Source organism: Aquipuribacter nitratireducens (assembly GCF_037860835.1).
Classification (GTDB): Bacteria; Actinomycetota; Actinomycetes; order Actinomycetales; family JBBAYJ01; genus Aquipuribacter; species Aquipuribacter nitratireducens.
The window spans coordinates 76270-102109 of the sequence record NZ_JBBEOG010000006.1 but is presented as its reverse complement, the minus strand read 5'-3'; the positions used below and the strand labels follow the sequence as shown (position 1 = coordinate 102109).

22 protein-coding genes are annotated in these 25840 nt (G+C 75.3%); 18 read left to right on the top strand and 4 right to left on the bottom strand.

Annotated features, from left to right (window positions below; translation table 11 throughout):
• Positions 1–47 precede the first annotated feature (47 nt).
• From WAB14_RS12615 to WAB14_RS12600, 4 genes are read left to right on the top strand one after another with little or no spacing between them, the layout of a single operon-like run.
• The gene (locus tag WAB14_RS12615) at positions 48–1199 is read left to right on the top strand and encodes a zinc-dependent metalloprotease (protein WP_340270248.1); all 1152 of its coding nucleotides are present in this window, start codon (positions 48–50) and stop codon (positions 1197–1199) included.
• Complete coding sequence (gene tilS, locus WAB14_RS12610; protein WP_340270247.1) at positions 1175–2239, top strand: tRNA lysidine(34) synthetase TilS; 1065 nt, start codon at positions 1175–1177, stop codon at positions 2237–2239. The genes WAB14_RS12615 and tilS overlap by 25 nt, the downstream gene beginning before the upstream one ends.
• Positions 2226–2777, top strand: coding sequence for a hypoxanthine phosphoribosyltransferase (gene hpt, locus WAB14_RS12605; RefSeq protein WP_340270246.1), 552 nt, complete (start codon positions 2226–2228; stop codon positions 2775–2777). The genes tilS and hpt overlap by 14 nt, the downstream gene beginning before the upstream one ends.
• 4 nt (positions 2778–2781) lie before the next feature.
• Positions 2782–4029, top strand: a complete 1248-nt coding sequence (locus WAB14_RS12600; protein WP_340270245.1) for a YibE/F family protein — start codon at positions 2782–2784, stop codon at positions 4027–4029.
• On the opposite strand, the gene WAB14_RS12595 is transcribed toward WAB14_RS12600, so the two are convergent.
• Complete coding sequence (locus WAB14_RS12595; RefSeq protein WP_340270243.1) at positions 4016–5077, bottom strand: PASTA domain-containing protein; 1062 nt, start codon at positions 5075–5077, stop codon at positions 4016–4018. The two genes, WAB14_RS12600 and WAB14_RS12595, sit on opposite strands and share 14 nt — an antisense overlap.
• A gap of 110 nt (positions 5078–5187) precedes the next feature.
• Here WAB14_RS12595 and WAB14_RS12590 point away from each other — a divergent pair, with 110 nt between their 5' ends.
• The 9 genes from WAB14_RS12590 (at position 5188) to WAB14_RS12550 (ending at position 16071) form a co-directional block, all read left to right on the top strand.
• Positions 5188–6636, top strand: coding sequence for a sensor histidine kinase (locus WAB14_RS12590; protein WP_340270241.1), 1449 nt, complete (start codon positions 5188–5190; stop codon positions 6634–6636).
• Positions 6633–7286 carry a response regulator gene (locus WAB14_RS12585; protein WP_340270239.1) on the top strand — a complete coding sequence of 218 codons (654 nt, stop codon included), beginning with the start codon at positions 6633–6635 and terminating at the stop codon, positions 7284–7286. The genes WAB14_RS12590 and WAB14_RS12585 overlap by 4 nt, the downstream gene beginning before the upstream one ends.
• Before the next feature lie 221 nt (positions 7287–7507).
• Entirely contained in the window at positions 7508–9493 is a 1986-nt protein-coding gene (locus WAB14_RS12580; RefSeq protein WP_340270238.1) for a coiled-coil domain-containing protein, read from the top strand.
• A 129-nt stretch (positions 9494–9622) separates the two neighbouring features.
• The gene (locus WAB14_RS12575; protein WP_340270236.1) at positions 9623–10045 is read left to right on the top strand and encodes a hypothetical protein; all 423 of its coding nucleotides are present in this window, start codon (positions 9623–9625) and stop codon (positions 10043–10045) included.
• A gap of 210 nt (positions 10046–10255) precedes the next feature.
• Positions 10256–12388: an ATP-dependent zinc metalloprotease FtsH gene (gene ftsH, locus WAB14_RS12570; RefSeq protein WP_340270234.1), complete on the top strand. Its 2133-nt coding sequence runs from the start codon at positions 10256–10258 to the stop codon at positions 12386–12388.
• Complete coding sequence (gene folP / locus WAB14_RS12565; RefSeq protein WP_340270232.1) at positions 12343–13290, top strand: dihydropteroate synthase; 948 nt, start codon at positions 12343–12345, stop codon at positions 13288–13290. The genes ftsH and folP overlap by 46 nt, the downstream gene beginning before the upstream one ends.
• Positions 13287–14270 (top strand): 2-amino-4-hydroxy-6-hydroxymethyldihydropteridine diphosphokinase, encoded by a 984-nt coding sequence (gene folK / locus WAB14_RS12560; protein ID WP_340270230.1) that lies wholly within the window; start codon positions 13287–13289, stop codon positions 14268–14270. The genes folP and folK overlap by 4 nt, the downstream gene beginning before the upstream one ends.
• Positions 14271–14276: 6 nt before the next feature.
• On the top strand, positions 14277–14765 hold the full coding sequence (locus WAB14_RS12555; RefSeq protein ID WP_340270228.1) for a DUF3180 family protein: 489 nt from the start codon (positions 14277–14279) through the stop codon (positions 14763–14765).
• 61 nt (positions 14766–14826) lie between these two features.
• Entirely contained in the window at positions 14827–16071 is a 1245-nt protein-coding gene (locus WAB14_RS12550; RefSeq protein WP_340270227.1) for an FAD-dependent oxidoreductase, read from the top strand.
• Positions 16072–16158: 87 nt separating this feature from the next.
• Here the strand turns inward: WAB14_RS12550 and WAB14_RS12545 are convergent, their stop codons facing one another.
• Complete coding sequence (locus WAB14_RS12545) at positions 16159–17082, bottom strand: hydroxymethylglutaryl-CoA lyase (RefSeq protein ID WP_340270226.1); 924 nt, start codon at positions 17080–17082, stop codon at positions 16159–16161.
• Positions 17083–17210: 128 nt separating this feature from the next.
• Here WAB14_RS12545 and WAB14_RS12540 point away from each other — a divergent pair, with 128 nt between their 5' ends.
• The 5 genes from WAB14_RS12540 to WAB14_RS12520 all read left to right on the top strand — a co-directional run bounded on the left by WAB14_RS12540 (position 17211) and on the right by WAB14_RS12520 (position 23732).
• Complete coding sequence (locus tag WAB14_RS12540) at positions 17211–17876, top strand: GntR family transcriptional regulator (protein WP_340270225.1); 666 nt, start codon at positions 17211–17213, stop codon at positions 17874–17876.
• Positions 17873–19075: a CaiB/BaiF CoA transferase family protein gene (locus WAB14_RS12535; RefSeq protein ID WP_340270224.1), complete on the top strand. Its 1203-nt coding sequence runs from the start codon at positions 17873–17875 to the stop codon at positions 19073–19075. Before WAB14_RS12540 ends, WAB14_RS12535 begins: the two co-directional genes overlap by 4 nt.
• Before the next feature lie 62 nt (positions 19076–19137).
• Positions 19138–21210, top strand: coding sequence for a hydantoinase/oxoprolinase family protein (locus WAB14_RS12530; protein WP_340270223.1), 2073 nt, complete (start codon positions 19138–19140; stop codon positions 21208–21210).
• A 3-nt stretch (positions 21211–21213) separates the two neighbouring features.
• Positions 21214–23091: a hydantoinase B/oxoprolinase family protein gene (locus tag WAB14_RS12525; RefSeq protein WP_340270221.1), complete on the top strand. Its 1878-nt coding sequence runs from the start codon at positions 21214–21216 to the stop codon at positions 23089–23091.
• The gene (locus WAB14_RS12520) at positions 23088–23732 is read left to right on the top strand and encodes an isochorismatase family protein (protein ID WP_340270219.1); all 645 of its coding nucleotides are present in this window, start codon (positions 23088–23090) and stop codon (positions 23730–23732) included. The genes WAB14_RS12525 and WAB14_RS12520 overlap by 4 nt, the downstream gene beginning before the upstream one ends.
• Positions 23733–23736: 4 nt before the next feature.
• Here WAB14_RS12520 and WAB14_RS12515 read toward each other — a convergent pair whose 3' ends face one another.
• Positions 23737–24654 (bottom strand): sucrase ferredoxin, encoded by a 918-nt coding sequence (locus WAB14_RS12515; RefSeq protein WP_340270218.1) that lies wholly within the window; start codon positions 24652–24654, stop codon positions 23737–23739.
• Positions 24651–25835 carry a cupin domain-containing protein gene (locus WAB14_RS12510; RefSeq protein ID WP_340270217.1) on the bottom strand — a complete coding sequence of 395 codons (1185 nt, stop codon included), beginning with the start codon at positions 25833–25835 and terminating at the stop codon, positions 24651–24653. Before WAB14_RS12510 ends, WAB14_RS12515 begins: the two co-directional genes overlap by 4 nt.
• Between the last annotated feature and the right edge of the window lie 5 nt (positions 25836–25840).

Below are 25840 nucleotides of genomic sequence, written 5' to 3'. Positions count from 1 at the left end.
CTGACCGGGGCACCCGGCGTCCGCCACCCAGCGCCTACTCTCGGGGGATGACGGCCACCACGAGCACCCGCCACCCCGGGAGCGGCCGGCGTTCCCCCGTCGACTGGGCCGCCGCGGGAGAGGCCGCCGCGGCCATCGCCCCGCCCGGCCCCGCGATGACCCGCGAGGAGATCGCCGAGCTCGTCGCCGAGCTGCGCGACTGCGCGGGCCTCGCGGTCGACCCTGTCGCGGAGACCGCGCAGCTGGAGGCCGGACCGGACGCCGGCGAGGTGCTCGTCGTCGACCGCGCCGGCTGGGCCCGGGCGAACGCCCGCTCGTTCGGCCACCTCGTCGACCCCGTCCTCGCCCGCGCCCTCGAGCGGCAGCGCCTCGAGAAGGGCCGCGACGTCCCCGACGCGTTCCTCGGCCTCAGCCGGGCCCTCAACGCCGCCGAGACCGGGGGGCTCCTCGCGTTCATGGCGACGAAGGTGCTCGGGCAGTACGACGTCCTCGCCCCGGACGGGGGCCGGCTCCTCCTCGTCGCGCCGAACGTCGCGCAGGTGGAGCGGGAGATCGGGGCCGTGCCGGCCGACTTCCGGCTGTGGGTGGCCCTGCACGAGGAGACGCACCGCGCCCAGTTCGGCGCCAACCCGTGGCTCGCGGGCTGGTTCCGCGGACAGGTCACCGACCTCCTCGACGACCTGCTCGCCGACCCCGGCTCCACCGTCGAGCGGTTCGTCGAGGGCCTCGGGCGCCTGCCCGACATCCTCCGGGGCGCCTCCGACGACCCGACGGGCGGCGCCGCGGGCGACGGGACGGCAGGTGGGCGGCGGACGCCGACGGGCCTCGTCGACCTCGTCCAGACGCCGGAGCAGCGGGCGCGCCTCGACGCCCTCACCGCCGTCATGAGCCTCCTCGAGGGGCACGCCGACGTCGTCATGGACGAGGTCGGGCCCTCGGTGGTGCCGAGCGTCGCGCAGATCCGCGCCCGCTTCGACGCCCGCCGTCGCGGCACGGGACCCGTCGACCGCGTGGTCCGGCGGCTCCTCGGGCTCGAGGCGAAGGCCGCGCAGTACCGCGACGGCGCCCGGTTCGTCCGCGCCGTGACCGACGAGGTCGGCATCGAGGGGTTCAACGCCGTGTGGGCGGGCCCGGACGCGCTGCCGAGCCCCGCGGAGCTCCGCGAGCCCTCGACGTGGGTCGCCCGGGTCCACGGCTGAGCGCGGGCGCGGGCGCCGCCGTCGCGCTCGCCGTCCGCCGCCACCTGCGGGACCTGCCCCCCGGGCCGGTCCTCGTCGGGGTCAGCGGGGGCGCGGACTCGCTCGCCCTGCTCGCGGGGGCGCTCGACGTCGCCGACGGGCTCGGCCGGGCGGTCGGGGCGGTGTGCGTCGACCACGGCTGGCGGCCGCAGACAGCCGACGTGGTGCGCCGGGCCGCCCGCGCCGCGCTCGCCCTCGGCGCCTCGCCCGTGCGGGTCGTCCGCGTGGTCCCGCAACGGCACGGCCCCGGCGCCGGGGGAGCGGAGGAGGCGGCGCGGACCGCGCGGCTCGCCGCTCTCGACGCGGTGGCGGCCAGGGACGAGGCGGTCGCGGTGCTGCTCGGGCACACCCTCGACGACCAGGCCGAGCAGGTGCTCCTCGGGCTCGCGCGCGGGTCCGGCACCCGCAGCCTCGCCGGCATGCCCGCGGTGCGGGACGGGCTGCTCCGCCCGCTGCTCGGGGTCCGCCGCGCGGTCGTCCGGGAGGCGACGGTCCCGCTCGCCCCGCTGCTGGCGCCCCTGGGCCTGCCGTGGGAGGACCCGTCGAACACCGACCCGGTGCACCTGCGCCCACGCGTGCGCCACGACGTCGTGCCCGCGCTCGAGGCGGCGCTCGGCGAGGGCGCCGTCCGGTCGCTCGCCCGCACCGCCGACCTCGCCCGCGCCGACGCGGACGCCCTCGACGGCTGGGCGGGCGCCGTCGTCGCCGGGCTCCCGGACCTCGACGCCCCGGACGGCGTGCCGGTGGCGCCCCTCGCCGGGCTGCCCGGCGCCGTGCGGCGTCGCTGCCTGCGCCTGCTCGCGCTGCGCGCCGGGGCCGGGGCGCTCACCGCCGCCCACACCGCCGCCCTCGACGCGCTCGTCGACGACTGGCACGGGCAGGGCCCGGTCGCGCTGCCGGGCGGTGTCGGGGTCCGGCGGTCGAGCGGCCCCGACGGCTGTGGCAGGCTTCGGGCGACCCCCGCACCGAGGCCTCGAGAGGACCCCCATGGACGCCCGTGACGCCGGTCAGGACCTCGAGCGCGTGCTCCTCACCGAGGACCAGGTGCACACCAGGCTCCGCGAGATGGCGGCGCAGATCGACGCCCACTACGCCGGGTCGGATGTGCTGCTGGTCGGGGTGCTCAAGGGCGCCGTCATGGTGATGGCCGACCTCGCCCGTGCGCTCACGGTGCCGGTGACCATGGACTGGATGGCGGTGTCGAGCTACGGCTCGGGCACGAAGTCCTCCGGTGTCGTGCGGATCCTCAAGGACCTCGACACCGACCTCACCGGGAAGAACGTCCTCATCGTCGAGGACATCATCGACTCCGGTCTCACCTTGTCGTGGCTCAGCGCGAACCTCGGCTCCCGCGGGCCGGCGTCGGTGAAGATCGCGACGCTGCTCCGCAAGCCGACGGCCGCGAAGGTCGACGTGGCGGTCGAGTGGGTCGGCTTCGACATCGGCGAGGAGTTCGTCGTCGGGTACGGCCTGGACTACGCCGAGCGCTACCGCAACCTCCGCGACATCGGGGTGCTCGCCCAGCACGTCTACGCCTGAGCAGGTGGGCGCGCGTCACGGGCCCGCGGAGGGCGTCACGGGGGACCGCACCGCCCTGCGGGTCATGCTCGGCGTGCTCGTGCCGCTGCTCGTCGCGTCGGTGGTCGGGCTCGTCGCGGTGTGGCCCTCCGGTGCGTCCTTCGAGGGCGACGAGCGCGGCGGGATCGTCGACCTGTCGGGCACGGAGCAGGTCCCCGGCGAGGTGCTCGCCGCCACGGCCGACCTCTGCGAGGGCGCACCCGACGAGCGGGAGCCGGACGGCTCCATCCCGCTCGACTCCCTGTGCGCCGAGGCGCTCGTCCGCGTCCTGCAGGGTCCCGAGGCCGGCGACGTCGTCACCGTCCCCCTGCCGCCCCAGCTGGTGCAGGCCGGGATCGGTCCCGGCGAGCGGGTCGTCCTCGGCCGGAACCTGCCGACGACCGTCGAGGGCACCGAGGTCGAGGCCGACACCGGCCAGGTCGTCTACTCCTTCGTCGACTTCGACCGGGCGCAGCCGCTCCTGCTGCTCGCCGGGCTCTTCGCGGTCCTCGTCGTCGCGATCGGCCGGCTGCGCGGGGCGGCGGCCATCGCAGGGCTCGCCCTCACGTACGCGGCCATCGCCTACGTCGTGCTCCCGGCCCTGCGCGAGGGCGAGGACCCGGTGCTGGTGGCGCTCAGCGTCGCGGTGCCGCTGATGACCGCGGTCCTCTACCTCGCGCACGGCCTGTCGACCCGGACGACGGCCGCACTGTCGGGGACCGTGTTCGGGCTGCTCGCCACCACGGGCCTCGCGGTCTGGGCGACCCGGGCGGCCGACCTCACGGGCCTCACGAGCGAGGACGCCTACGTCCTCAGCACCGCCACGACCGGTGCCGACCTCCGGGGGATCGTCCTGTGCGGGCTCGTGGTCGCCGGGCTCGGCATCCTCAACGACGTCACGATCACCCAGGTGTCGGCGGTCTGGGAGATCCGGGCGCTGGCGCCGACGGCGGGGTTCCGCGAGCTGTTCCGGGGCGGCATGCGGGTGGGTCGGGACCACCTCGCCTCCACCGTCTACACGATCGCGTTCGCCTACGCCGGGGCGGCGCTGCCGACGCTGCTGCTCCTCGGGCTGTACGGGCAGCCCCTGGAGCAGGTCGTGACGTCCGGCGCCGTCGCGGAGGAGATCGCCCGCACGGCCGTCGGCTCCATCGGGATGATCCTCGCCATCCCCGTGACGACGGCAGTGGCGGCCGTGAGCGTCGGTCGGGCGGCGCCGCTCACGGCGCGCTGACCTCCCGCACCGCCGCGAGCCCGAGCTCGGCCACCACCCGCAGCTCCTCGCCGTCGAAGGGCGTCGCGGTGGGCCGTTCCGCCAGCGGGCCGGACTCGTCGAAGCGCGGTGCGACGAGCACGTCGACCTGCCACGGGCCCGTCACGAGGCGGACGCGCCGCGTCAGGTAGGGCCGCCCCGGTGGCGACTTGCCGAGCGACTGGACGGTCCGCACCTGCCCCCCGCCGTCGCGCGGCTCGAGCTCGCAGACGTCGTAGGCGGTCGGCGCCGCGCAGCGCAGCTCGGTGGGCAGCGCGGTCGTGCCGAAGCGCCGGACGCTCGCCTCGACGTACCACCCCCCGTCGGCGGTCCCGAGCCGGCAGCGGGTACCGGGCTCGCACTGCCAGACCTCGGCGTCCGGCAGCCGGGTCCGCAGTGCCTCGAGCAGGGCCTCGTCGGAGTCCGGGACGCACCGGACGTCCCGCGTCGACAGCTCGGCGGGGGACAGCAGCTGCTCGACCTGCCGGGCGACGGCGACGTGCCGGCACTGCCCGCTGACGAGCGCGTCCGTCGCCCACACGGCCCCGTCCGCGACCTCGACCTCCCGCACGAGCAGCGGCTCCGGGCCCCTCACGCCGTCGGTGCCCACGGCGGTGGCGAGGACGGAACGGACCGCGAGCGGCAGGTCGTCGAGGGGGACGAGGGGCCCGCCGGTGCTGACGGACAGGGCGAGGTCCTCCCCGCACGCCCCGCCGGACTGGGCGAGCACCCGGCCGCGCGGGGCGGGGTCGGTGCGCCACGTCTCGTCGAGGGCGGCGGCGTCGAGCCCGACCTCGGCGAGCCGCTCCCGCGCCGTCGCCACCGCGAGCCCCACGACGTCGGGGACCTCGTCGGCGGTCGGGAGGAGCACGGCCTCCGGCTCGCCGTCGCAGCGCCCGAGGCCCGACCGCGCGGGATCGGCGACGAGCACGGCACCCACGAGGACCGCGACGCCGACCACGACGGCGAGAGCCGCGGGGCGCGACGTGGGTCGTCGTGGGATCCGGACCCGGTCGCTCGGAGCACGCACGGGTCCAGGATGCCCGTCACGGGGCGAGCCCTTCGGGTGATCAGGGTCTGGTCGAACGGTGGACCCCGTCGGGTTGCCCGTGCCGCGTGCCCTCAGCAACAGTCACAGGAGTGCCGACTACCTCCCTCGTGGACCCCGGACCCGGCGCTGTGTCCGCCGGGCCTCGCGCGGCGGGTCCTGCGCTGCGCCTCGTCCGCCGCGCGGCGGTGGTGGCACTGCTCGCGACGGCGGCCGTCGTGGCCAGCCCGTTCCTCGCGTTCGCCGTCAGGGCGCCGTCGCTCCACATCATGCTCGAGACGGCCAACGCCGTCGTCGCGCTGCTCGTGCTGTACCTCGTGTACGGGCGGTTCGTGCAGCACGGACGGCTCCAGGAGCTCCTCCTGGTCCTCGCGCTCGGCGTGGTGGCCGTGGCGAACCTGGTCCTCACGGCAGTGCCGGACGCGCTGACGCCGGGCCGTGGGGAGGAGCTCGCGTACTGGGTGCCGCTGTGCCTGCGACTGCTGGGGACGCTGCTGCTCGCCGCGGCCGCCTGGACGCCCGTGCGGGCACGGGTCGACGCCCGGACGGCGGCTGCGGTGTCGGTCGGGGTCGTGCTCGTCGTCGTGGTGGTCGCCGTCGTCGGGAGGCTGGTCACCGACACCCTGCCGCCCGCGGTCGACCCCGCAGCGGCCGGTGACGCCTCACGCCCCGCGCTCGTGGCGCACCCGGTCGTGCTCGTCGTGCAGCTGCTGGGCGCGGCGCTCTACGGGCTGGCGGCCGTGGCCTTCGCCCGGCAGTCGGACCGCACCGACGACGCGCTGCTGCGCTGGGTGGCCGTCGGGTGCGTCCTGGCGGGCGCGGCCCGGGTGCACTACTTCCTCTTCCCCTCCCTCTACAGCGAGTTCGTCTACACCGGCGACGTGCTGCGTCTGGGGTCGTACCTCTGCATGCTCGTCGGCGCGGCCCGCGAGATCACCGGCTACTGGCAGGCGCGGGCGCGGAGCGCGGTGCTGGAGGACCGTCGGCGCCTCGCCCGCGACCTCCACGACGGCGTCATCCAGGAGCTCTCCTACATCCGGGCCCAGTCGCACCGCCTGACCGCGGAACCCGGTGACGAGGTGGCCGTGGCGCGCATCGCGGCTGCCGCCGAGCGGGCGGTCGGCGAGTCACGGCGCGCGCTCGCGGCGTTGCGTCGGGAGGACGACGACCCGGTGCCGGTCGTCCTGCGGCAGACGCTCGACGAGCTGGCCGGGCGCTACGACGTGTCCGTCTCCGCCTGTCTCGACCCGGCGTCCCACGCCGACGCGCCGATGACGGAGGCACTCGTCCGCATCACGACGGAGGCGGTGGGCAACGCGGTCCGGCACGGTGGTGCCACGCGCATCGAGGCCCGGCTCGACTCGGTGCCGCTGCGGCTCACGGTGCGGGACGACGGCTGCGGCTTCGATCCCGGGTCGCCCGGGCGGCCGGGCGCCTACGGCCTGAGGAGCATGCGGGAGCGCGCCGAGGGCATCGGAGCAGTGCTGGCGGTGGAGTCCGAGCAGGGGAAGGGGACCACGGTGCGGGTGAGCTGGGTGTGAGCGGGGCGCTGCGGGTCGTCGTCGCCGACGACCACGGACCGACGCGTGAGGTCGTCCGCGAGGCCCTCGAGGCGGAGGGCTGCGAGGTGGTCGCGGACGTCGGCAGCGCGTCCGCCGCCCTGGCCGCGGCCCACGAGCACGCGCCGGACGTGTGCCTGCTCGACATCAACATGCCGGGCAGCGGGTTGCTCGCGACGGCGGACATCACGCGCGACCTGCCGGGGACGGCGGTCGTGATGCTGACGGCGTCGCGCGACGACGAGGACCTGTTCGCCGCGCTGCGTGCCGGTGCGTCCGGCTACCTCGTGAAGGACATGGACCCTTCCCGCATCGCCGCGGCGCTCCGGGGCGTCCTGGCCGGCGAGGCGGCCCTGCCTCGCTGGCTGGTCCGCCGGGTGGTCGACGAGCTCCGGTCCGCGCCGGCGCGGGTCGCCCCGCTGCGGGCCCGGCGCTCACCGTCGCAGCTGACACCACGGGAGCAGGAGATCCTCGACCTGATGGCCGAGGGGCTGACGACGGACCAGATCGCCCGACGGCTCTTCGTCGCGCAGGTCACGGTGCGGACCCACATCTCGACGGTCCTGCGCAAGCTGCGCGTCCCGGACCGGGCCGCCGCGGTCCGGCTGGCGCAGGAGGTCCGGGAGCGTTGAGCGTTGAGGACGTTGACCTCCGGGATCTCAACGCCCGGACGGCCCGTTTCCGCTCCGCCGGGCGGTCGACGGCTCGTACGGTTCTCGACGACAGACCGTGACGCACTGATCCGGGGACCAGGACCTGGTCGCTTTAGGCCCCGGGGAGCGAGCAGCGAAACCGACGCGGTCGCAGGCGCAGTCCGTGCGCCTGGAGACCCCAGTCGAGGAGCCGCTTCGTCATGTCCGCACGCACCCCCGCCCGCCGCGCCGTGTCCGCCGTCGTGCTGCCCGGCCTCGTCGCCGGCCTGCTCACCTTCGCCGCGCCGGTCGCCGTCGCGGCACCCGCCGGCACGTCCGGGATCTGCAACGGCGTCGTCAACCAGCTGAGCCACCGCGGAAACGTCCAGGCCAACCTCGTGAAGGCCGCCGCCACGCAGAACGCCGCCCTCGTGGCCCGGCTTCAGGCGGAGCGCGACAGCCTGGTCGTCACGCAGCAGCAGCTGGCTGCCGACATCTTGCTCGTGGAGCAACGACTCGCCGCCCTCGAGACGGAGGGCACACTGCTCGACGCGGAGATCGCGGCGGCGGTGGCCGCTCTCACCGCGATGACCGCGGACAGCACGGAGCGGGCGGCGGCCATCGAGCAGGCGGAGGCCGACCTGGCCGCGTTGAAGGACGACCGGACTGCGCTCCTGGAGGAGATCGCGCCGCTCGTCTCGCTGCTCGAGGCCGCCACGGCAGCGGTCGCCGACCTCGAGGCCGAGCGCGACGGCCTCAACGACGAGCTCAGGACCGCCGCGGCCGAGCTCGCGGCGGCCCAGGGCCGGCTCGCGGCTGCGGACGCGACCGCCGCCACGGCGAAGGCAGCCCTCGCCGACCAGGTCGCGGCCGTGGCGGACTCGACGCAGCGGCTGGCCGACCTCGAGGCCCGCGACGACGCCACCCAGGCCGCTCTCGAGTCGGCCCGAAGCGACCTGGCCGACGCCCGCGACGCCCTCACCCGTCTGTCCGCTGCGGCACTGCAGGCCGCTGCGCACGCATCGGCCGCCGCAGGGACGGTCGCTGCGGCCGAGGAGGCGCTGCGCATCGCGGAGCAGGAGGTCGCGGACCTCACGAGCGAGATCGGCTTCGTCGAGGCGCGGATCTCCGCCCTCCAGACCCAGATCGGGGGACTGCAGACCGACGTCGCGACGATGAGCACGGAGATCGACGCCAAGCAGACGGAGATCGCGATCGTCTCTGCCGAGGCCACCGGCACCGCGGCGGCCGTCAGCGCCCTCGAGGCCGAGATCGCGCGGCTGCGGGACCTGCGGCAGAACACCAACGACAACGCCCTGAAGCAGCAGCTGCAGAACCAGATCCAGGACCTCAACAGGCAGCTGACGACGGCGCAGCAGCAGGCCGCCGCCAAGGCGGCGCAGCTGCAGGCCCTCCAGGGCGACCTCACCGCCCTGCAGCAGCAGCTCGCGACGCTCAACGCGCAGCTGTCCACGAAGCAGCAGGAGAGCAGCGCCCTCCAGCAGCAGCTGTGGTCGCTGCAGTCCGACCTGGCCGGCGCGCAGCAGGAGGTGGCCGCCGGGACGACGGCGCTCACGGCCGCGAAGGAGGCGGCTGCAACGGCGGCCGCCGACCTCGCCGACGCCGACGCGGCTGTCACGGAGGCCGCGAGCGAGGTCGCGAGGCTGGAGGCCGCCCTCGAGAGCGCGTCCCAGGATGCCGACGCGGCCGCTGCGGCCGTCGTCGCCGAGCAGGCACGGCTCACGGCGCTCCAGGCGGGGATCCCCGCCTTCGAGGACGCGCTGGCGGCGGCGCAAGCCGTGGTCGCGAGCGAGACCAGCGCGGTCTCGGCGCTCGAGGCCGAGGTCGACGAGCTGGTTGTCTCGCTCGACGGGGTGAACTCGGCCATCGCAGGCAAGGAGCGGGACATCCTCGACCTGCAGACCCGGCTGGCGCCGCTCCAGGACTCGCTGAACCTGATCGACAAGCAGATCAGCGAGCGGGAAGCGGCTCTCACGGACGCGAAGGCCGAGCTGTCGGCACTCGACGCGCAGATCGTCACCGAGACGTCGAGGCTCAACACGCTCGAGAGCGCGAAGAAGGTCAACCGCACGGCCGTCGCCGCGCAGAAGGCCGTCGTGAGCGACCTCCAGGCGAAGTACGGCGCGGTCCTCGACAGGATCGCCGGCCTCGACCGGCAGATCGCGATGGGCGGCTGCCTCGTCTGAGGTCGGCGCCCGACCGCCCGGCCCCACCCGACCACACCGGGTGGGGCCGGACCCGTCCTCCCGCGAAGCGGCCCTGGCCACGGGGCGTTCCGGGGAGAACACTCGGTCCAGCACGGGAGGAGGCCCGCTGTGAGCGCTGCGGACGACGGCCCGGAGGTGCCCGTCGACGTGTACGTGCCGCTGCAGGAGGCCTCCCGCGCGTACCGCGCGTCCGTCGCGTCCCTGCGCGCCCGCGCCCGGTCAGGACGCCTCCGCGCCTACAAGGTGCCCGGGCCCCACGGTCGTGAGTGGCGGGTGAGCCTCCGGTCGCTGGCCTCCCTCGGGGTGCTCCCGCGGGTGCCGGCGCAGGCCGGCGACTCGGAGGGCCGCGTCGCGCGGCTCGAGGCGGAGGTCCTCGAGCTGCGGGCGCGGCTGGCGGCCGAGCGGCGTCGCGCCGACCGGGCGGACCAGGAGCTCGGCTACGCCCTGCTGCAGCTCGGGCGGCTGCGCTCCGCCGAGGCGGCTGCCGGCGACCGGACGCTGACAGGACACGCGTCGTCCGGACCGGCCTGACGTCCGCTCCCGGCGAACACCCGCACCCGCCGGAACGGGTGGGCGGGTACCCCCGTTGAGCAGGTGACGGGAGACGCGGTCGCGCCTCCTCGCCGGAGCCGGTCCGCGCCACCCGCTGTACCCTCGTGACCAGGGACGTCGCGGGCCGGACGTGCCGGACGACGAACCCGAGACGAACAGGACGGGGCCACGGCCCCGTGTGGTGACCACATGAAGATGCGCAGCTTCCTCCGCAGCGGGGCGATCTGGATCGTCCTCGCGATCGTGATCGTGCTGCTGGGGGCGCGCCTCATCACCGGCGACCGCGTCACGCAGGTCGACACGAGCGAGGCGTTGCAGCTGATCCGCGACGAGCGGGTCGCCTCGGCGCTCGTCGTCGACCAGGAGCAGCGCCTCGACCTCACCCTCCGCGAGGGCGAGGAGGTCGACGGCGCGTCGCAGGTCCGCGCGAACTACGTCTTCCAGCGCGGCGACGAGATCCTCGAGCTGCTCGACGAGCACCCGCCACCGGAGGGCGTCGACGAGGAGAACCCCCAGGGCTCCATCCTCACCGGCCTGCTCTTCACCATCCTCCCGCTGCTGCTGATCCTCGGGCTCTTCTGGTTCGTGCTGTCCCGCATGAGCGGCGGCGGGAACCGCGTCATGCAGTTCGGCAAGTCCAAGGCGAAGCTCGTGAGCAAGGACATGCCGAAGGTCACGTACGCCGACGTCGCCGGGGCCCAGGAGGCCGTCGAGGAGCTGACGGAGATCAAGGAGTTCCTCTCCGACCCGCAGAAGTTCCTCTCCGTCGGCGCCAAGATCCCCAAGGGCGTGCTGCTCTACGGCCCCCCCGGGACCGGCAAGACCCTGCTCGCCCGGGCCACGGCCGGCGAGGCGGGAGTCCCCTTCTACTCGATCTCCGGTTCCGACTTCGTCGAGATGTTCGTCGGCGTCGGCGCGAGCCGCGTCCGCGACCTGTTCGAGCAGGCGAAGCAGAACGCGCCCGCGATCATCTTCGTCGACGAGATCGACGCGGTCGGTCGCCACCGCGGCGCCGGCATGGGCGGCGGTCACGACGAGCGCGAGCAGACGCTCAACCAGCTCCTCGTGGAGATGGACGGCTTCGACGTCAAGACGAACGTCATCCTCATCGCCGCGACCAACCGCCCCGACATCCTCGACCCCGCCCTGCTGCGCCCGGGCCGCTTCGACCGGCAGATCACCGTCGAGGCCCCCGACATGCAGGGCCGGCTCAAGATCCTGCAGGTCCACGGCAAGGGCAAGCCGCTCGCCGACGGCGTCGACCTCGAGTCGATCGCCCGCCGCACGCCGGGCTTCACCGGCGCCGACCTCGCGAACGTCCTCAACGAGGCCGCGCTCCTCACCGCTCGCAGCGAGCAGCAGACGATCGACAACGCGACGCTCGACGAGGCCATCGACCGCGTCATGGCCGGTCCGCAGAAGCGCACCCGGATGATGAACGACAAGGAGCGGCTCATCACCGCCTACCACGAGGGCGGGCACGCCCTGGTGGCCGCGGCGCTGCCGAACACCGACCCCGTCGCGAAGATCACGATCCTCCCGCGCGGCCGGGCGCTCGGGTACACCATGGTCCTGCCGACCGAGGACAAGTACTCGACGACCCGCAACGAGATGCTCGACCAGCTCGCGTACGCCCTCGGCGGCCGGGTGGCGGAGGAGCTCGTCTTCCACGACCCGACGTCCGGCGCCGCGAACGACATCGAGAAGGCGACGGGGCTCGCCCGCAAGATGGTGACGCAGTTCGGCATGAGCGAGGCCATCGGGGCGATCAAGCTCGGCCAGGGCTCCGGCGAGGTGTTCCTCGGCCGCGACATGGGTCACGAGCGGGACTACTCCGAGTCCGTGGCCGCGACGGTGGACCGCGAGGTGCGCCGGCTCATCGAGGCCGCGCACGACGAGGCGTGGGAGATCCTCGTCGAGCACCGCGCCGTCCTCGACCGGCTCGTCCGGGAGCTCCTCGAGAAGGAGACCCTCAACGCCGAGCAGATCGCGGAGGTCTTCTCCGACGTCGTCAAGCGCGAGGCGCGCCCCGTGTGGCTGTCGAGCGAGCGGCGCGCGGTGTCCGACCTCCCGCCGGTCGACGTGCCGCCGCGCGTCAACGGCACCAACGGCGTGAGCGCCAACGGCCACGGGACGCCCAACGGCGGCTCGCACAACGGCGGGGCGCACCCGGGTGACGGCGGCTCCGCCGGCGGCACGACGGACGGCGCGGGCGCGGGCGGTCAGGGCGTCGGTACGCCCGGCGGCGGTGCGCCCGCCGGCGAGCCCGCAGGTGGGTGGAACCCGCCGGCGCCGGGCGACGCCCCCCGGCACCGCTCCTGACCCCTCATGCCGGGCCTGCCGGGCTGCCCGAGGCGGCCCGGCGGCGCCTCGTCGGCCTCGACCGGCCCGCCGTGCTCGCGGTCCTCAACGTCACGCCCGACTCGTTCTCCGACGGGGGGCTGTGGCACGACCCGGACGACGCCGTCCGCCACGGCCTGCACCTCGTGGCGTCGGGCGCGGACGCCGTCGACGTCGGTGGCGAGTCGACCCGGCCCGGCGCCGCGCGGGTCGACGCGGCCGAGGAGCTGCGCCGCACCGTGACCGTCGTGCGCCGGCTCGCCGGTGACGGCGTGCCGGTGAGCATCGACACGATGCGTGCGGAGGTCGCCGCCGCCTGCCTCGAGGCCGGTGCGGTGCTCGTCAACGACGTGAGTGGCGGTGCCGCCGACCCGGCGATGGCCCGGGTCGTGGCGGAGGCGGGCTGCCCGTTCGTCGTCATGCACTGGCGCGGCCACTCGCGGTCGATGGCGTCGCAGGCGACCTACGCGGACACGGTCACCGACGTCGTCGCGGAGCTGCGGAGGCGGGTCGACGACCTCGTGGCCGCCGGGGTCGACGCCGACCGGCTGGTGCTCGATCCCGGCATCGGCTTCGCGAAGGACGCCGGCCACAACTGGGACCTCCTCGCCGGGCTCGACGCCCTGGCGGCCCTCGGCCTGCCGCTGCTCGTCGGCGTCAGCCGCAAGCGGTTCCTCGGCGCCCTGCTGCCGGGGCCGGACGGCGAGCCGCGACCGGTCGAGCAGCGGGACGACGCCTCCGCCGCCGTCGCCGCCCTCCTCGCGGCGGAGGGGGTGTGGGCGGTGCGCTCGCACACGGCCCTGGCCACCCTCGACGCCGTGACGGTCGGCGCGGCCTGGCGCCGTGCGCGCGCGGCCGTCGCTCGGCAGGATCGGTCGACGTGAGCGACGTGGGCGACGACGGTCCCGGCCCCCTCGACCGGGTGAGCGTCACCGGCATCCGGGGCCACGGGTTCCACGGGGTGCTCGCGCACGAGAAGCGCGACGGGCAGGAGTTCTCGTGCGACGTCGCCCTGCACGTCCGTCGCCTGCGCGGCGGGCGGACCGACGACCTCGCCGACGCCGTCGACTACTCGGTCGTCGCCCGCAAGGCCCACGAGGTCCTCACCGGCCCGTCCCTCGACCTCGTCGAGGCGGTCGCCGAGCGCATCGCCGCGGCGGTGCTCGAGGACCGCCGGGTGTCCGTCGTCGAGGTGACGGTCCACAAGCCGCAGGCTCCGGTCGGCGTGCCGTTCGACGACGTCACGGTACGGGTGGTCCGCACGCAGGACGACGCGCTCGCCGACCAGGCCCCCGACGCGCCGCACCGCGCCGTCCTCGCGCTCGGCGCCAACCTCGGGGACGCCTACGCGACGCTCCACCAGGCCGTCCTCGACCTCGCCGACCGCGACGGCGTCGAGGTCATGGAGGCCTCGCCCGTGGTCGACACCGCGCCCGTCGGCGGGCCGACGCAGGACCGCTACCTCAACGCCGTGCTGCTCGTCCGCACGCGGCTGTCGCCGCGGGCGCTGCTGCACGCCTGCCAGGACGTCGAGCAGGCGCACGGCCGCACGCGGGACCTGCGCTGGGGGCCCCGCACGCTCGACGTCGACGTCGTCGAGGTGCGCCGCGACGACGGCGCACCGCTCGTGCTCGACACCGAGGACCTCGAGCTGCCGCACCCGAGGGCGGCCGACCGCCGCTTCGTCCTCGAGCCGTGGTCGCTCGTCGACCCCGAGGCGCGGCTGTGGCACTGGCCGGGGGTCGAGCGTCCCGTCCGCGAGCTGCTCGAGGAGCTCGTCGAGCTCGAGGACGAGGACGACGACGAGGCGGTGGTCGTGCGGCACGACCTCGCGCTCCCCTTCGGGCTGCCGCCGAGCGGCTGAGGCGCCGTGCACGTCGCTCCCACCCGGGCCGGCCCGCTCCTCCTCCTCGCCGGCGTCGCGTTCGCCGTCACCACGGCCGTGCTCCAGGTCCGCAGCGCCGGGGGGCAGGCGTTCGCCGCGCCCCCGCTCGCCGCCTCCGCCGTGCTCGCCGCGCTCGCCGCGGCGATCCTCGTCGTCGCGTGGCCCGTCCGGCGGTGGACGAAGGGGGAGCGGGACCGGCACCTCGACCCGCTGCGCGCCGCCCGGACCGTCGCCCTGGCGAAGGCGGCCGCGCTCGCGGGTGCCGTCATGAGCGGGGCGTGGACCGGCTTCGCGCTCGTCGCCGTCCCGCTCGTCAGCGTGTCCGCGCAGCCGGGCCGGGTGGCGCTCACCGCGGCCGTCGTCCTCGCCTCGCTCGCGGTGACGGTCGCGGGCCTCGTCGCCGAGCGCTGGTGCATGCTGCCGCCGGAGGACGACGACGACGGCCCGCCCGGCGGGGAGGCCAGCCCCGCCTGACGCGGGGTCCCGCGCTCGGGCGCGTCGACGGGTCGGTGTGTCCTCGGCAGTACCGTGGCGGATGGCTGCGACCCAGGTGTGCGTGGTCGGCGGCGGGCCGGCCGGGATGGTCCTCGGGACCCTCCTGGCGCGGGGCGGGGTGCGCGTCACCGTGCTGGAGAAGCACACGGACTTCCTTCGCGACTTCCGCGGCGACACGGTGCACGCCTCGACGCTCACCCTCCTCGACGAGCTCGGACTCGGCGAGGAGCTCGCGCGGCTGCCGCAGCGGCGCGTCGAGACCGCCGAGGTGGTGCTCGACTCCGGGCCGGTGCGCGTCGGGGACCTGCGCCGCCTGCCGGGACGGCACCGCCACATCGCGCTGGTGCCGCAGTGGGACTTCCTCGAGCTCCTCGCGTCCGCCGCCGCCCGCGAGCCGACGTTCTCGCTGCGCCGCGACGCCGAGGTGGTCGGGGTGCGGCGCGACGGCGGCGGACGGGTGTGCGGGGTCGTGGTCCGCGACCGGACGGACGGTGCCACGAGCGAGGTGGGCGCCGACCTCGTCGTCGCGTGCGACGGGCGCGGGTCGACCGTCCGGGCGGCGGCCGGGCTGCCGACGCGTACGTTCGGGGTGCCGATGGACGTCGAGTGGTTCCGGCTGCCGCGCGCGGACTCCGACCCGTCGGGGCTCGTCGGGAGGATCTCGTCCGGCCGGATGGTCGTCATGATCGACCGGGGCGGGTACTGGCAGTGCGGGTTCCTCGTCCGCCACGGGGGCGACGAGGAGCTCCGGCGGCAGCCGGTCGACCACCTGCGCGCCGAGCTCGAGCGCCTGCTGCCGTGGCTCCGCGGGCGCACCGCTGACCTGGCGGGGTGGGACGACGTCAGCCTGCTCGCGGTCCGTCTCGACCGGCTGCGCCGCTGGCACGCTCCCGGGCTCCTCGTGATCGGGGACGCCGCGCACGCGATGTCGCCCGTAGGCGGGGTCGGCATCAACCTCGCGATCCAGGACGCCACGGCGGCCGCGCGGCACCTCGGTGAGGTGCTGCGTGCCGGCGACCCTGCACCGGAGGCGCTCGATGCCGCCTGCCGCCGGGTGCAGCGCCGCCGGTGGCTGCCCACGGTCCTGGTGCAGGCGGGGCAGCGCCTCGCCCACCGGCGGATCATCCGGCGGGTCCTCGGCGGGGACGCGCCGGGCGCGTCGGCGACGCGGCCGCCGCGGGCCCTGCAGGTGCTGCAGCGCCTGCCGTGGCTGCAGGGCGTGCCCGCGCGGCTCGTCGCCATCGGCCCGCTGCCGGAGCACGCCCCGCCGTGGGCTCGACGCTGAGTGCGGGCGGCCCTCGGCCTCGTCCCACGTGGTCGTGAGAGCGGCCCACGTCGCCCGCCGGTGTGATGGCACCGACGGGCGGTCAGGTCACGGCCAGTCGCCTGCCCGCCCGAGGAGACCCGGTGCCTGGTCGGCGCCCAGCGCGCTCGTGACGAAGTCGCGCGGGGCCGCGAGGTCGTCGACCCGCAGGCCGACGTCGTGCCCGGACCGTCCCAGCGCGTACACGAGGTCCTCCGTCGCGATGTTGCCCGTGGCGTTCGGCGCGAACGGGCAGCCGCCGTACCCGCCGATCGAGGCGTCGAGGGCGAGCACCCCCTCCTCGGCCGCGGCGAGGGCGTTGGCGTAGCCGGTGTTGCGGGTGTTGTGGAAGTGGGCGCGCAGCGGCACGTCGGACTCCGCCCGCACCGCGCGCACGAGCCGCCGGACGTCCGCGGGCACACCGACGCCGATGGTGTCGGCGAGGGCGACCTCGACCGGCTCGGCGGGCAGCACGGCCCGCACGACGCGCATCACCTGCTCCGTCGTCACCTCGCCCTCGAAGGGGCAGCCGAACGACGCCGACACCGTCACCGAGGCCGGCACGCCGGCGGCCCGGGCGCGCTCGAGCATCCGGACCGTCGCCGCGAGCACGTCGTCGACCCCCGCGCCCTGGTTGCGGTGGGAGAACGTCTCGGTCGTGATCGCGACGAGGTTGACCTCGTCGACCGCCGCCGCGAGCGCCCGGTCGAGGCCGCGCTCGTTGAGGACGAGACCGATGTGCGCGACCGGCGACCCGTCCGGCGCCGTGCGCGGCACCTCGGCCATGACCTCCTCCGCGCCCGCCATCTGCGGGACGCGGGTCGGGTTGACGAAGCTCACTGTCTCGAGCCGGCGCACCCCCGCCGCGACGAGCCGGCGCACGAGCTCGACGCGCGTGGCGACGTCGAGCACGCGGCGCTCGTTCTGCAGCCCGTCGCGGGGGCCCACCTCGACCACGTGCACACCCGCCGGCCGGACACCGTCGTCTGCCATGGCACCTAGAGTGCCAAGTCCGACAGGTGCATGCAACGGGCCTCCAAAGCGCCGGACAACCCCTTGTGCGACCGGGTCGGGCCTCCTAGATTGCACACACCCCATCCCTGCTGTGTGCGGAGCTGCGCATGGACGGCGTCACGGTCGAACCGGCCACCACGGCCGACTCGCTGCGTGCGCTCATCCTGCGCGGCGTCTACGCGCCCGGCGAGCGGCTCGGCGAGGTCGAGCTCGCGCGCCAGCTCGGCGTGTCCCGCACACCGGTCCGCGAGGCCCTCCGCCGCCTGTCGGCGGAGGGCCTCGTCGACATCACCCCCCACAAGGGCGCCCGCGTCGTCGAGCTGTCGCCGGCCGACCTCGACCACGTCTTCCTCCTCCGGGCCCACGTCGAGGGCCTCGCCGCGCGCCTCGCGGCGGCGACCATCGAGGAGGAGGCCCTCGACCGGCTCCGGGCCGACGCGGAGGAGATGGTCCGCTACGCCCTGCCGGGTCCGGCGCAGGACCTCGACCGGGTGTACGTCCTCAACTCCCGCTTCCACGCGGGGATCGTCCAGGCGACCGGCAGCGGCGTCCTGCCGGGCGTCGTCGACTCCCTCGTCCACACCGGCGCCGTGCTCCGCACCCTCCACGGCTTCGACGACGACGCCATGCGGCGCAGCACCCAGCACCACCTCGAGATCGTCGCCGCGCTCCGCGCCCGCGACGGGCTGTGGGCGGAGTCGGTGATGCGCAGCCACCTCATGTCCGCCCGGGCGTCCCTGCTCGGGCCCCGACCCGCCGAGAGGACCGCGTGAGCGAGCCCCCCCTGCCCCTGTCCGACGTCCGCGTCGTCGAGCTCGGCCAGCTCCTCGCCGGCCCGTTCTGCGGGCAGCTGCTCGGCGACTTCGGCGCCGACGTCATCAAGGTCGAGGACCCCGGCCGGGGCGACCCGATGCGGGAGTGGGGCCGGGAGAAGCCGCACGGGAAGTCGCTGTGGTGGCCGGTCGTCGCGCGGAACAAGCGGAGCGTCACGTGCGACCTGCGGACCCCGGAGGGCCAGGACCTCGTCCGCCGCCTCGTCGCCGGGGCCGACGTCCTGCTGGAGAACTTCCGTCCCGGCACGCTCGAGCGGTGGGGGCTGTCCCCGGAGTCCCTGTGGGAGGTCAACCCCCGTCTGGTCGTCACCCGCGTCACCGGCTTCGGGCAGTCGGGCCCGTACTCGCCGCGCGCCGGGTACGGCTCCATCGGGGAGGCGATGGGCGGTCTGCGCCACGTGACGGGTGACCCCGACGCTCCGCCCGCGCGGACCGGCATCAGCATCGGGGACTCCCTGGCCGCGACGTTCGCGTGCGTCGGCACGCTCGTCGCGCTCCACCACCGCGACCGCACCGGCCGCGGCCAGGTCGTCGACTCCGCGATCTACGAGGCCGTCCTCGCGATGATGGAGTCGCTGCTGCCGGAGTGGGAGGTCGCCGGCTACCAGCGCGAGCGCACGGGCACGACCCTGCCGAACGTCGCGCCGAGCAACGTCTACCCCACCGCCGACGGGGAGATGGTCCTCGTCGCCGCGAACCAGGACACGGTCTTCGCGCGGCTCGCGACCGTCATGGAGCGCCCGGACCTCGCGACGGACCCCCGCTACGCCACCCACGGCGCACGGGGTCAGAACGCCGAGGAGCTCGACGGCCTCATCGCGCGGTGGACGGCGACCGTCCCCGCCGACGACCTCCTCGCCCGCCTCGAGGCGGGCGGCGTCCCGGCCGGGCGCATCTACCAGGCGAAGGACATGCTCGCCGACCCGCACTTCGCGGCGCGGCAGTCCGTCGTCCGGCTCGCCCACCCCGACTTCGGCGAGCTCCCCATGCAGAACGTGTTCCCCCGCCTCTCGGCCACCCCCGGCCGGGTCCGCGCCGTCGGGCCCGCGCTCGGGGAGCACACCGACGAGGTGTACCGCGACCTCCTCGGCCTCGACGACGCGGAGCTCGCGCGGCTCCGCGGCGCCGGGATCGTCTGACCTACCCGGAGAACCGACCGCACAACGGAGTGAGAGGACACGCGATGGCGCACCGTCTCGGCGTGGACGTCGGAGGCACCTTCACCGACGTCCTGCTCATCGACACCGGCACCGGACGGACGTGGCGGGCGAAGACCGCCTCGACCCCGGAGGACCAGTCCGTGGGGGTGCTGCGGGGCATCGAGCGCGTGTGCGCCGAGGCGGGCGTCGGCCTCGCCGACCTCACGGAGGTCCTCCACGGCACGACGGTCGCGACGAACGCGATCCTCGAGGGCAAGGGCGCGAAGGTCGGGCTCGTCACGACACAGGGCTTCCGGCAGGTCCTCCAGATCGCCCGCTCGTTCGTGCCCGGCGGGCTCGCCGGCTGGATCATCTGGCCGAAGCCGGAGCCGCTCGCGGCGCTGGAGAACACCGTCGAGGCCGTCGAGCGGGTCGGCAGCGACGGCAGCGTCGTCACACCGCTCGACGCCGACGACGTCCGGGCGAAGATCCGGACGCTGAAGGAGCAGGGCGTCGAGGCGCTGTGCGTCAGCCTCATCAACTCCTTCGCCAACGGCGACCACGAGAAGCAGGTCGGCGTCATCGCGACCGAGGAGCTCGGCGCCGGCTTCCCCGTCTCCCTGTCGAGCCACGTGCTGCCGGAGCTGCGGGAGTACGAGCGGACGGTGACGACGGTGGCGAACGGCTACGTGCAGCCGCAGGTCGCCCGCTACGTCAGCAGCCTCGCCGAGCAGCTGTCCGGGGCCGGCGTCGACGGCCCGCTCTACATCCTCCGCTCCGACGGCGGCCTCGCCTCCGCCTCCGCCGCGGCCGCGAACCCCGTCAACCTCCTGCTGTCCGGTCCCGCCGGCGGCGTGACGGGCGCGGCGTGGGCGGCCGAGCAGGCCGGCTACCGCGACTTCCTCACCTTCGACATGGGCGGCACGAGCACCGACGTCGCCCTCGTCCAGGACCTCGTGCCGCGCGTGGGGCGCCAGACCCGCGTCGGCGACCTCGACGTCCGCGCCGCCAGCGTCGACGTCCGCACCGTCGGGGCGGGCGGCGGCTCGATCGCCCACGTCCCGCCACTCACCCAGGCGCTGCGGGTGGGGCCGCAGTCCGCGGGCGCCGTGCCCGGACCCGCCGCCTACGGGCAGGGCGGCGAGGCGCCGACCGTCACCGACGCCAACGTCGTCCTCGGGTACCTGCCGAGCAGCCTCGCGGGCGGGGAGATCACCCTCGACGTCGACGCCGCCCGGGCGGCGGTGCAGACCATCGCCGACGCGACGGCGCTGGAGTCCGTGGAGGCCGCCGCGGCGGGGATCGTCGACATCGTCAACGAGAACATGTTCGGGGCGCTGCGGCTCGTGAGCGTCCAGCAGGGCTTCGACCCCCGCGACTTCGCGCTCGTCGCCTTCGGCGGCGCCGGACCGCTCCACGCCAACGCCCTCGGCCGGCTCACCGGCGCGTGGCCGGTCATCATCCCGCCGAGCCCCGGCGTGCTGTGCGCGTACGGCGACGCGACGACGAGCCTGCGCGACGAGGCCGCCCGCACGTACATCCGCCAGTTCCCCGAGACCTCCGACGACGACCTCCGCGCGGCGCTGGAGGAGCTCGCCGCCTCCGCCCGGGCGACGCTGCGGGCCGAGGGCCTCGACGACGCCGACGTCACCGTCGGGTACTCCGCCGACCTGCGCTACCACGGGCAGGGCTTCGAGATCCCGGTGACGATCGACCTCGACGCCTTCGACGGCGAGGGCGCCGGCCTCGCCTCCCTCGCCGAACGCTTCGACGCCGAGCACCAGCGCCTCTTCGGCTTCCTGCTCCGCAACGCCCACGAGGTCGTGACGCTGCGCGCCTCGGCCACCGGGCCCCGGCCCGCCGTGGCGGCCGAGACGCTGCCGGAGGGCGGCGACCCGTCGGCGGCGAAGGTCGCCGACCACGACATCTGGGTCGAGGGCGGCCGTGTGAGCGCCGGCGTCTACGACCGGGCCCGGCTCGGTGCCGGGGCCGTCGTCGCCGGGCCCGCCGTCATCACCGAGATGGACTCCACGACGCTCGTCCTGCCCGGGCACGAGGCCCGCGTCCACCCCAGCGGCTCGCTGCTCCTCACCCCCGTCGGCCACGCACCCACCCACGAGAGCACGGAGGACTGAGCCGTGGCACGCATCATCGAGACCGCCACCGAGCCCGTCGCGCGCGTCGACGTCGACGTCGTCACCCTCGACCTCGTCGAGAACGCCCTGCGCAACGCCCGCTACGAGATGGACGAGGTGCTGTTCCGCACCGCGCTCAGCCCCGGCATCCGGGAGCAGCACGACGAGTTCCCCCTCATCGGAGACCCCGAGGGGAAGATGGTCGTCGGCCAGTTCGGCCTGTCGATCCCGGACTTCCTCGACAACTACGACGGCACGATCGAGGAGGGCGACGTCCTCCTCACCTCCGACCCGTACTCGTGCGGCGCCGCGATCAGCCACGCCAACGACTGGCTCGTCGTCATGCCCGTCTTCCACGAGGGCCGGGTCGTCGGGTGGGCGTCGATGTTCGGCCACATGAGCGACGTCGGCGGCAAGACGGCGAGCTCCATGCCGACGGACGCCCGCACGATCTACGAGGAGGGCGTCGTCATCCCGCCCTTCAAGCTCTACCGGAAGGGGGAGCTCGCCGAGGAGGCCCTCGAGATCATCCTCAACCAGGTCCGCAAGCCGGACTGGAACCGCGCCGACCTCAACGGCATCGTCGCCGCCTGCCGCACCGCAGGGCGCCGCATCCAGGAGATGTGCGACCGGTTCGGCACCGACACCTACCTGTCGGCGCTCGACGCCCTGCTGCAGCGCAACCACGACGCGATGAGGACGCTCCTCGCGATGGTGTTCGAGGACGGGCGGACGATCAGCTTCACCGACTACATCTGCGACGACGGCGTCGGCTTCGGCCCGTACGAGCTGAAGCTGTCGCTCACCCGGCACGGCGACAAGGTCGTCCTCGACTTCACCGGCAGCTCGCCGCAGGCGGCCGGGCCCATCAACTACTACATCAACGAGAACCTCATCCGGATGTTCTTCGGCATCTACATGATCACGGTCGCCGACCCGCAGATCCTGTGGAACGACGGCTTCTACCCGCTCGTCGACGTCGTCATCCCCGAGGACTCCTTCTGGAAGCCGCGGTTCCCCGCGGCCCTGTCGGGCCGCAACCACGGCATCGGGCGGGTGTTCGACCTGCTCGGCGGCCTGCTCGGGCAGACGAACCCGCAGCTGATGAACGCCGCCGGCTTCTCCTCCTCCCCGCACTTCATGTACTCGGGCCGGTACTCCAGCGGCGACCAGAAGGGGGAGTGGTTCCAGCTGTACTCGATCGGCTTCGGCGGCATCCCCGGCCGGCCGATGGGCGACGGCCCGGACGGGCACTCGCTGTGGCCGAGCTTCACGAACATCCCGTGCGAGTACCTCGAGTCGTACTACCCGCTGCGGATCGAGAAGTGGGAGACCGTCACCGACACCGGCGGTGCCGGCCTGCACCGCGGCGGCAACGGGGTCGACGTCGCCTACCGGTTCCTGTCCGACGGCGAGATCGCCATCCACGACGACCGCTGGCTCACCTACCCGTGGGGTGTGCTGGGCGGGGAGCCCGGGGCCCGCGGCACCAAGTGGGTCGAGCGGCTCGACGGCACCCGCGAGGTCCTGCCGAGCAAGTGCCACGACGTGCCGGTGAGGGCGGGCGAGGTGCTCCACTTCGTCACGTGGGGCGGGGGCGGCTGGGGCGACCCGCTCGAGCGGGACCCGGCGCTCGTCGCGCTCGAGGTGCGCCGCGGCCTCGTGAGCGTCGAGGGCGCCCGCCGCTACGGCGTGGTGTGCTCCGAGGCCGGGGACGTCGACGCCGACGCCACGGCCGCGCTGCGGGACGAGCTGCGCGCCGGCCGGCCGGCGGAGGTGCCGATCGTGAACTCCGGGCCTCCGCTGGAGGAGATCCTCGCGAACGCGCTCGAGGAGACGGGCCTGCCCGCACCCTCACCGCCGGTGGGCCTGCGCGCGTGACGCCCGACCTGTCCGCCCACCAGGGCACGCACGACCGGTCCGGCTGGGGCGGCACGCTCCGGCCGGGCCGGCGCACCGCCCTGCTGTGCATCGACATGGTCCGCGCCTACTACGACGAGGGCGGCACCTTCCAGCTGCCGTCGCTCGAGCCGCTCCGGTCGGCGGCGCGGCTCCTGGAGGCCGCCCGGTCCGCCGGCGTCCTCGTCGCCCACTCGGGGGTCCGCTACGCCGCCGGCGGTCTCGACGGCGGGCCCTTCGTCCGGAAGGTCCCCGGGCTCCTCGACTTCGTCGGGGACACCGCGGCCGGGCAGTTCCGGCCGGAGGTCGCCCCGCGCGACGACGAGGTCGTCCTCCTCAAGCAGATGCCGTCGGCGTTCTTCGGCACCACGCTCGCCTCGACGCTCACCGCCGCCGGCGTCGACACCGTCGTCGTGTGCGGGGTGTCGACGTCCGGCTGCGTGCGGGCCACGGTCGTCGACGCGATGTCCCACGGCTTCACGCCCTTCGTCGTCGCCGACGCGTGCGGCGACCGGTCCGCGGACGTCCACTCCGCCAACCTCCGGGACCTGGCGGCGAAGTACGCCGAGGTCGTCGACGAGGCGTGGGCGCTCGAGCACCTGCGCGGTCGGTCGCCGGGCTGACGCGTCAGCGCAGGCCGGCGAGCCGCCACCCCTGGGGCGCGGCGGGACGGGTCGCCGCGCACGTCAGCAGGGTCGGCGCTGCTGTGTCCTCACGGGCGACGGTGACGTCGACGACCTGGTCGGTGCGGGTGCGCAGCAGGCGCACCTCGACGCGGCCCCCGCCGAGCCCGCGCTCGCGCAGCGCCCGGAACGCGTCGAGGCGGGTGACGTCGGGTCCGGCGAGGACGCGGCGGGCGTGGTGCTCGGCCGCCTGGGCGGCGCCGCTCAGGGAGGACCGGCCCCGCAGGAGGTCGGCCACGACGTGGCCGTGGTCGGTCGCCTCGACGAGGGCCGGGGCGGACGCGGGGCCCACGCGCCCGTAGTACAGCCCGTGGGGGAGGACCACGACGTTGGCGGCGAACCGGCAGCCGCCGACGTGGGAGCACTCCCACACCCGCCCGGGTGCGACGTCGTCGAGGGCCGCGGCGACGCCGCGACCGCGGACCGCGCAGCACGTGTCGTGCCGGGCGTGGGTGCACACGAGGTAGACGGTCTCGGCCGGGCCGGCCGCCGCCGGTGGGCCGACCAGGGTCGCCGGGTCGAGGTCGAGCAGCTCCCGCTCGTCGTCGTAGCGGCCCCACCGGAGGCTCTCCGATCCGGGTCGGGAGTCGGCGACCGCCCAGTGCCGGCGGCCGTGGCCGTGCCGACCGGCCCGCCCGTGACGTCGGACGAGGAGCACGCGTGCGCCCACCTCCCGGGCCACCGTCCCGAGGTGGGCCGCGACGTCGACGTCGAGCCGGGACTGCGTGAGCGCCTCCCGGCCCCACGGGCCCGGTTGCTCGACGAGCAGCCAGCGGGCGACGGGGACCGCGGACCCGGCGAGCGGGTCACCGCGTCGTTCGGCGGCGTCCGCGCAGCGCGGTGGCCGGTGCGACGCGCTCACGCCGGCGGTGCCGGCACCACGAGCCCGTCGCGGAGCAGACGCCGCACGAGGTCGACCGCGTCGTCGACGCCGAGGCCGGGCAGGCCGGCGGCCGAGACCGTGGCCCCGGACAGCAGGGTCCGGACGGCGTCGCCAGCGCGCGCCGGCACGGCGAGACGGCGGTCGCCCGTCACGACGACGACCTCGTCGGTGTCCTCGCGGAGCACGTGGCGCAGACCAGGCCGGAGACGCACCCGCGTGGCCGCGTCGGTCGTACGGACGGCCGCAGCCTGCGCGAGCGGTGCCAGCGGCGCGGGGCGGTTGCCCGAGAGCACGGGACCGGTGAGGCGGTCCGCGAGCGCCGCGGGGTCGACGGTGCGCAGCCGTGAGACGAGCGCGTCGACGGTCGCGTCCAGGTGCGGGGCGAGCGCGTCGGGTGCGGTGAGGTCGGTGCCGAGCGGCAGCGTCGACCGCAGGGCGGGGTCGTCGAGGACGAGCCGGGCGAGCTCCTCGACCAGCGCGGCGCGCGTCCGCACGTGGACCCCGACGGTGAGGTGGGCCGACACGTCACCCAGTGCCGTCGCGGCGTGCAGCCAGCCGCGCGGCAGGTAGAGGGCGTCGCCGGGGCGCAGCACGGCCTCGAGGTACGGCGCCTCGGCCGCGCGGGCCTCGACGTCGGCGCGGTGGTCGGTCCACGGGTCGTCGCGCAGCGGGTCGGTGACGACCGGCGCGTGCAGGCGCCACCGCTTCTCGCCCGCGACCTGGAGGACGAAGACGTCGTGGACGTCGTAGTGGGAGGCGAACCCCTGGTTCTGCGGCGGCGTCACGTAGGCGTTGACCTGCACGGGGTGGCCGAGGTCCGCGGCGAGGTCCGCGGCGAAGCGGACGAGCGGCGCGTGCGTGCGGTGCAGCGCCTGCAGCACGACCGTCGCGCCGTCCGCGAAGAGCTCGGCGACCCGGTCGTCGCGGACCTGGTCGGCGATGCCGGCGCCGACGCCGCCACCACCGGTCCAGCGCCACTCGGGCACGACCTGCCCGTCCTTCGCCAGACGCAGGAACGGGGTGCGCAGGCCCTGCTCGGACAGCAGCCGGTCGACGTCGGCGAGGTCGAGGAGGTCGGTGAAGTCCCGCGGCAGGTCGGCGGCGCTGCTGAGGGAGGGCACGCGCGCCCACACGCGCTCGGCGAACTCCCCGACCGGCACCGCGG

What these genes read in the sequence shown, in the direction of transcription:
- WAB14_RS12540 (WP_340270225.1), top strand. Translation starts at nt 17,211, where the DNA reads ATGGACGGCGTCACGGTCGAACCGGCCACCACGGCCGACTCGCTGCGT.
- WAB14_RS12545 (WP_340270226.1), bottom strand. Translation starts at nt 17,082, where the DNA reads ATGGCAGACGACGGTGTCCGGCCGGCGGGTGTGCACGTGGTCGAGGTG.
- WAB14_RS12615 (WP_340270248.1), top strand. Translation starts at nt 48, where the DNA reads ATGACGGCCACCACGAGCACCCGCCACCCCGGGAGCGGCCGGCGTTCC.
- WAB14_RS12580 (WP_340270238.1), top strand. Translation starts at nt 7,508, where the DNA reads ATGTCCGCACGCACCCCCGCCCGCCGCGCCGTGTCCGCCGTCGTGCTG.
- hpt (WP_340270246.1), top strand. Translation starts at nt 2,226, where the DNA reads ATGGACGCCCGTGACGCCGGTCAGGACCTCGAGCGCGTGCTCCTCACC.
- WAB14_RS12550 (WP_340270227.1), top strand. Translation starts at nt 14,827, where the DNA reads ATGGCTGCGACCCAGGTGTGCGTGGTCGGCGGCGGGCCGGCCGGGATG.
- ftsH (WP_340270234.1), top strand. Translation starts at nt 10,256, where the DNA reads ATGAAGATGCGCAGCTTCCTCCGCAGCGGGGCGATCTGGATCGTCCTC.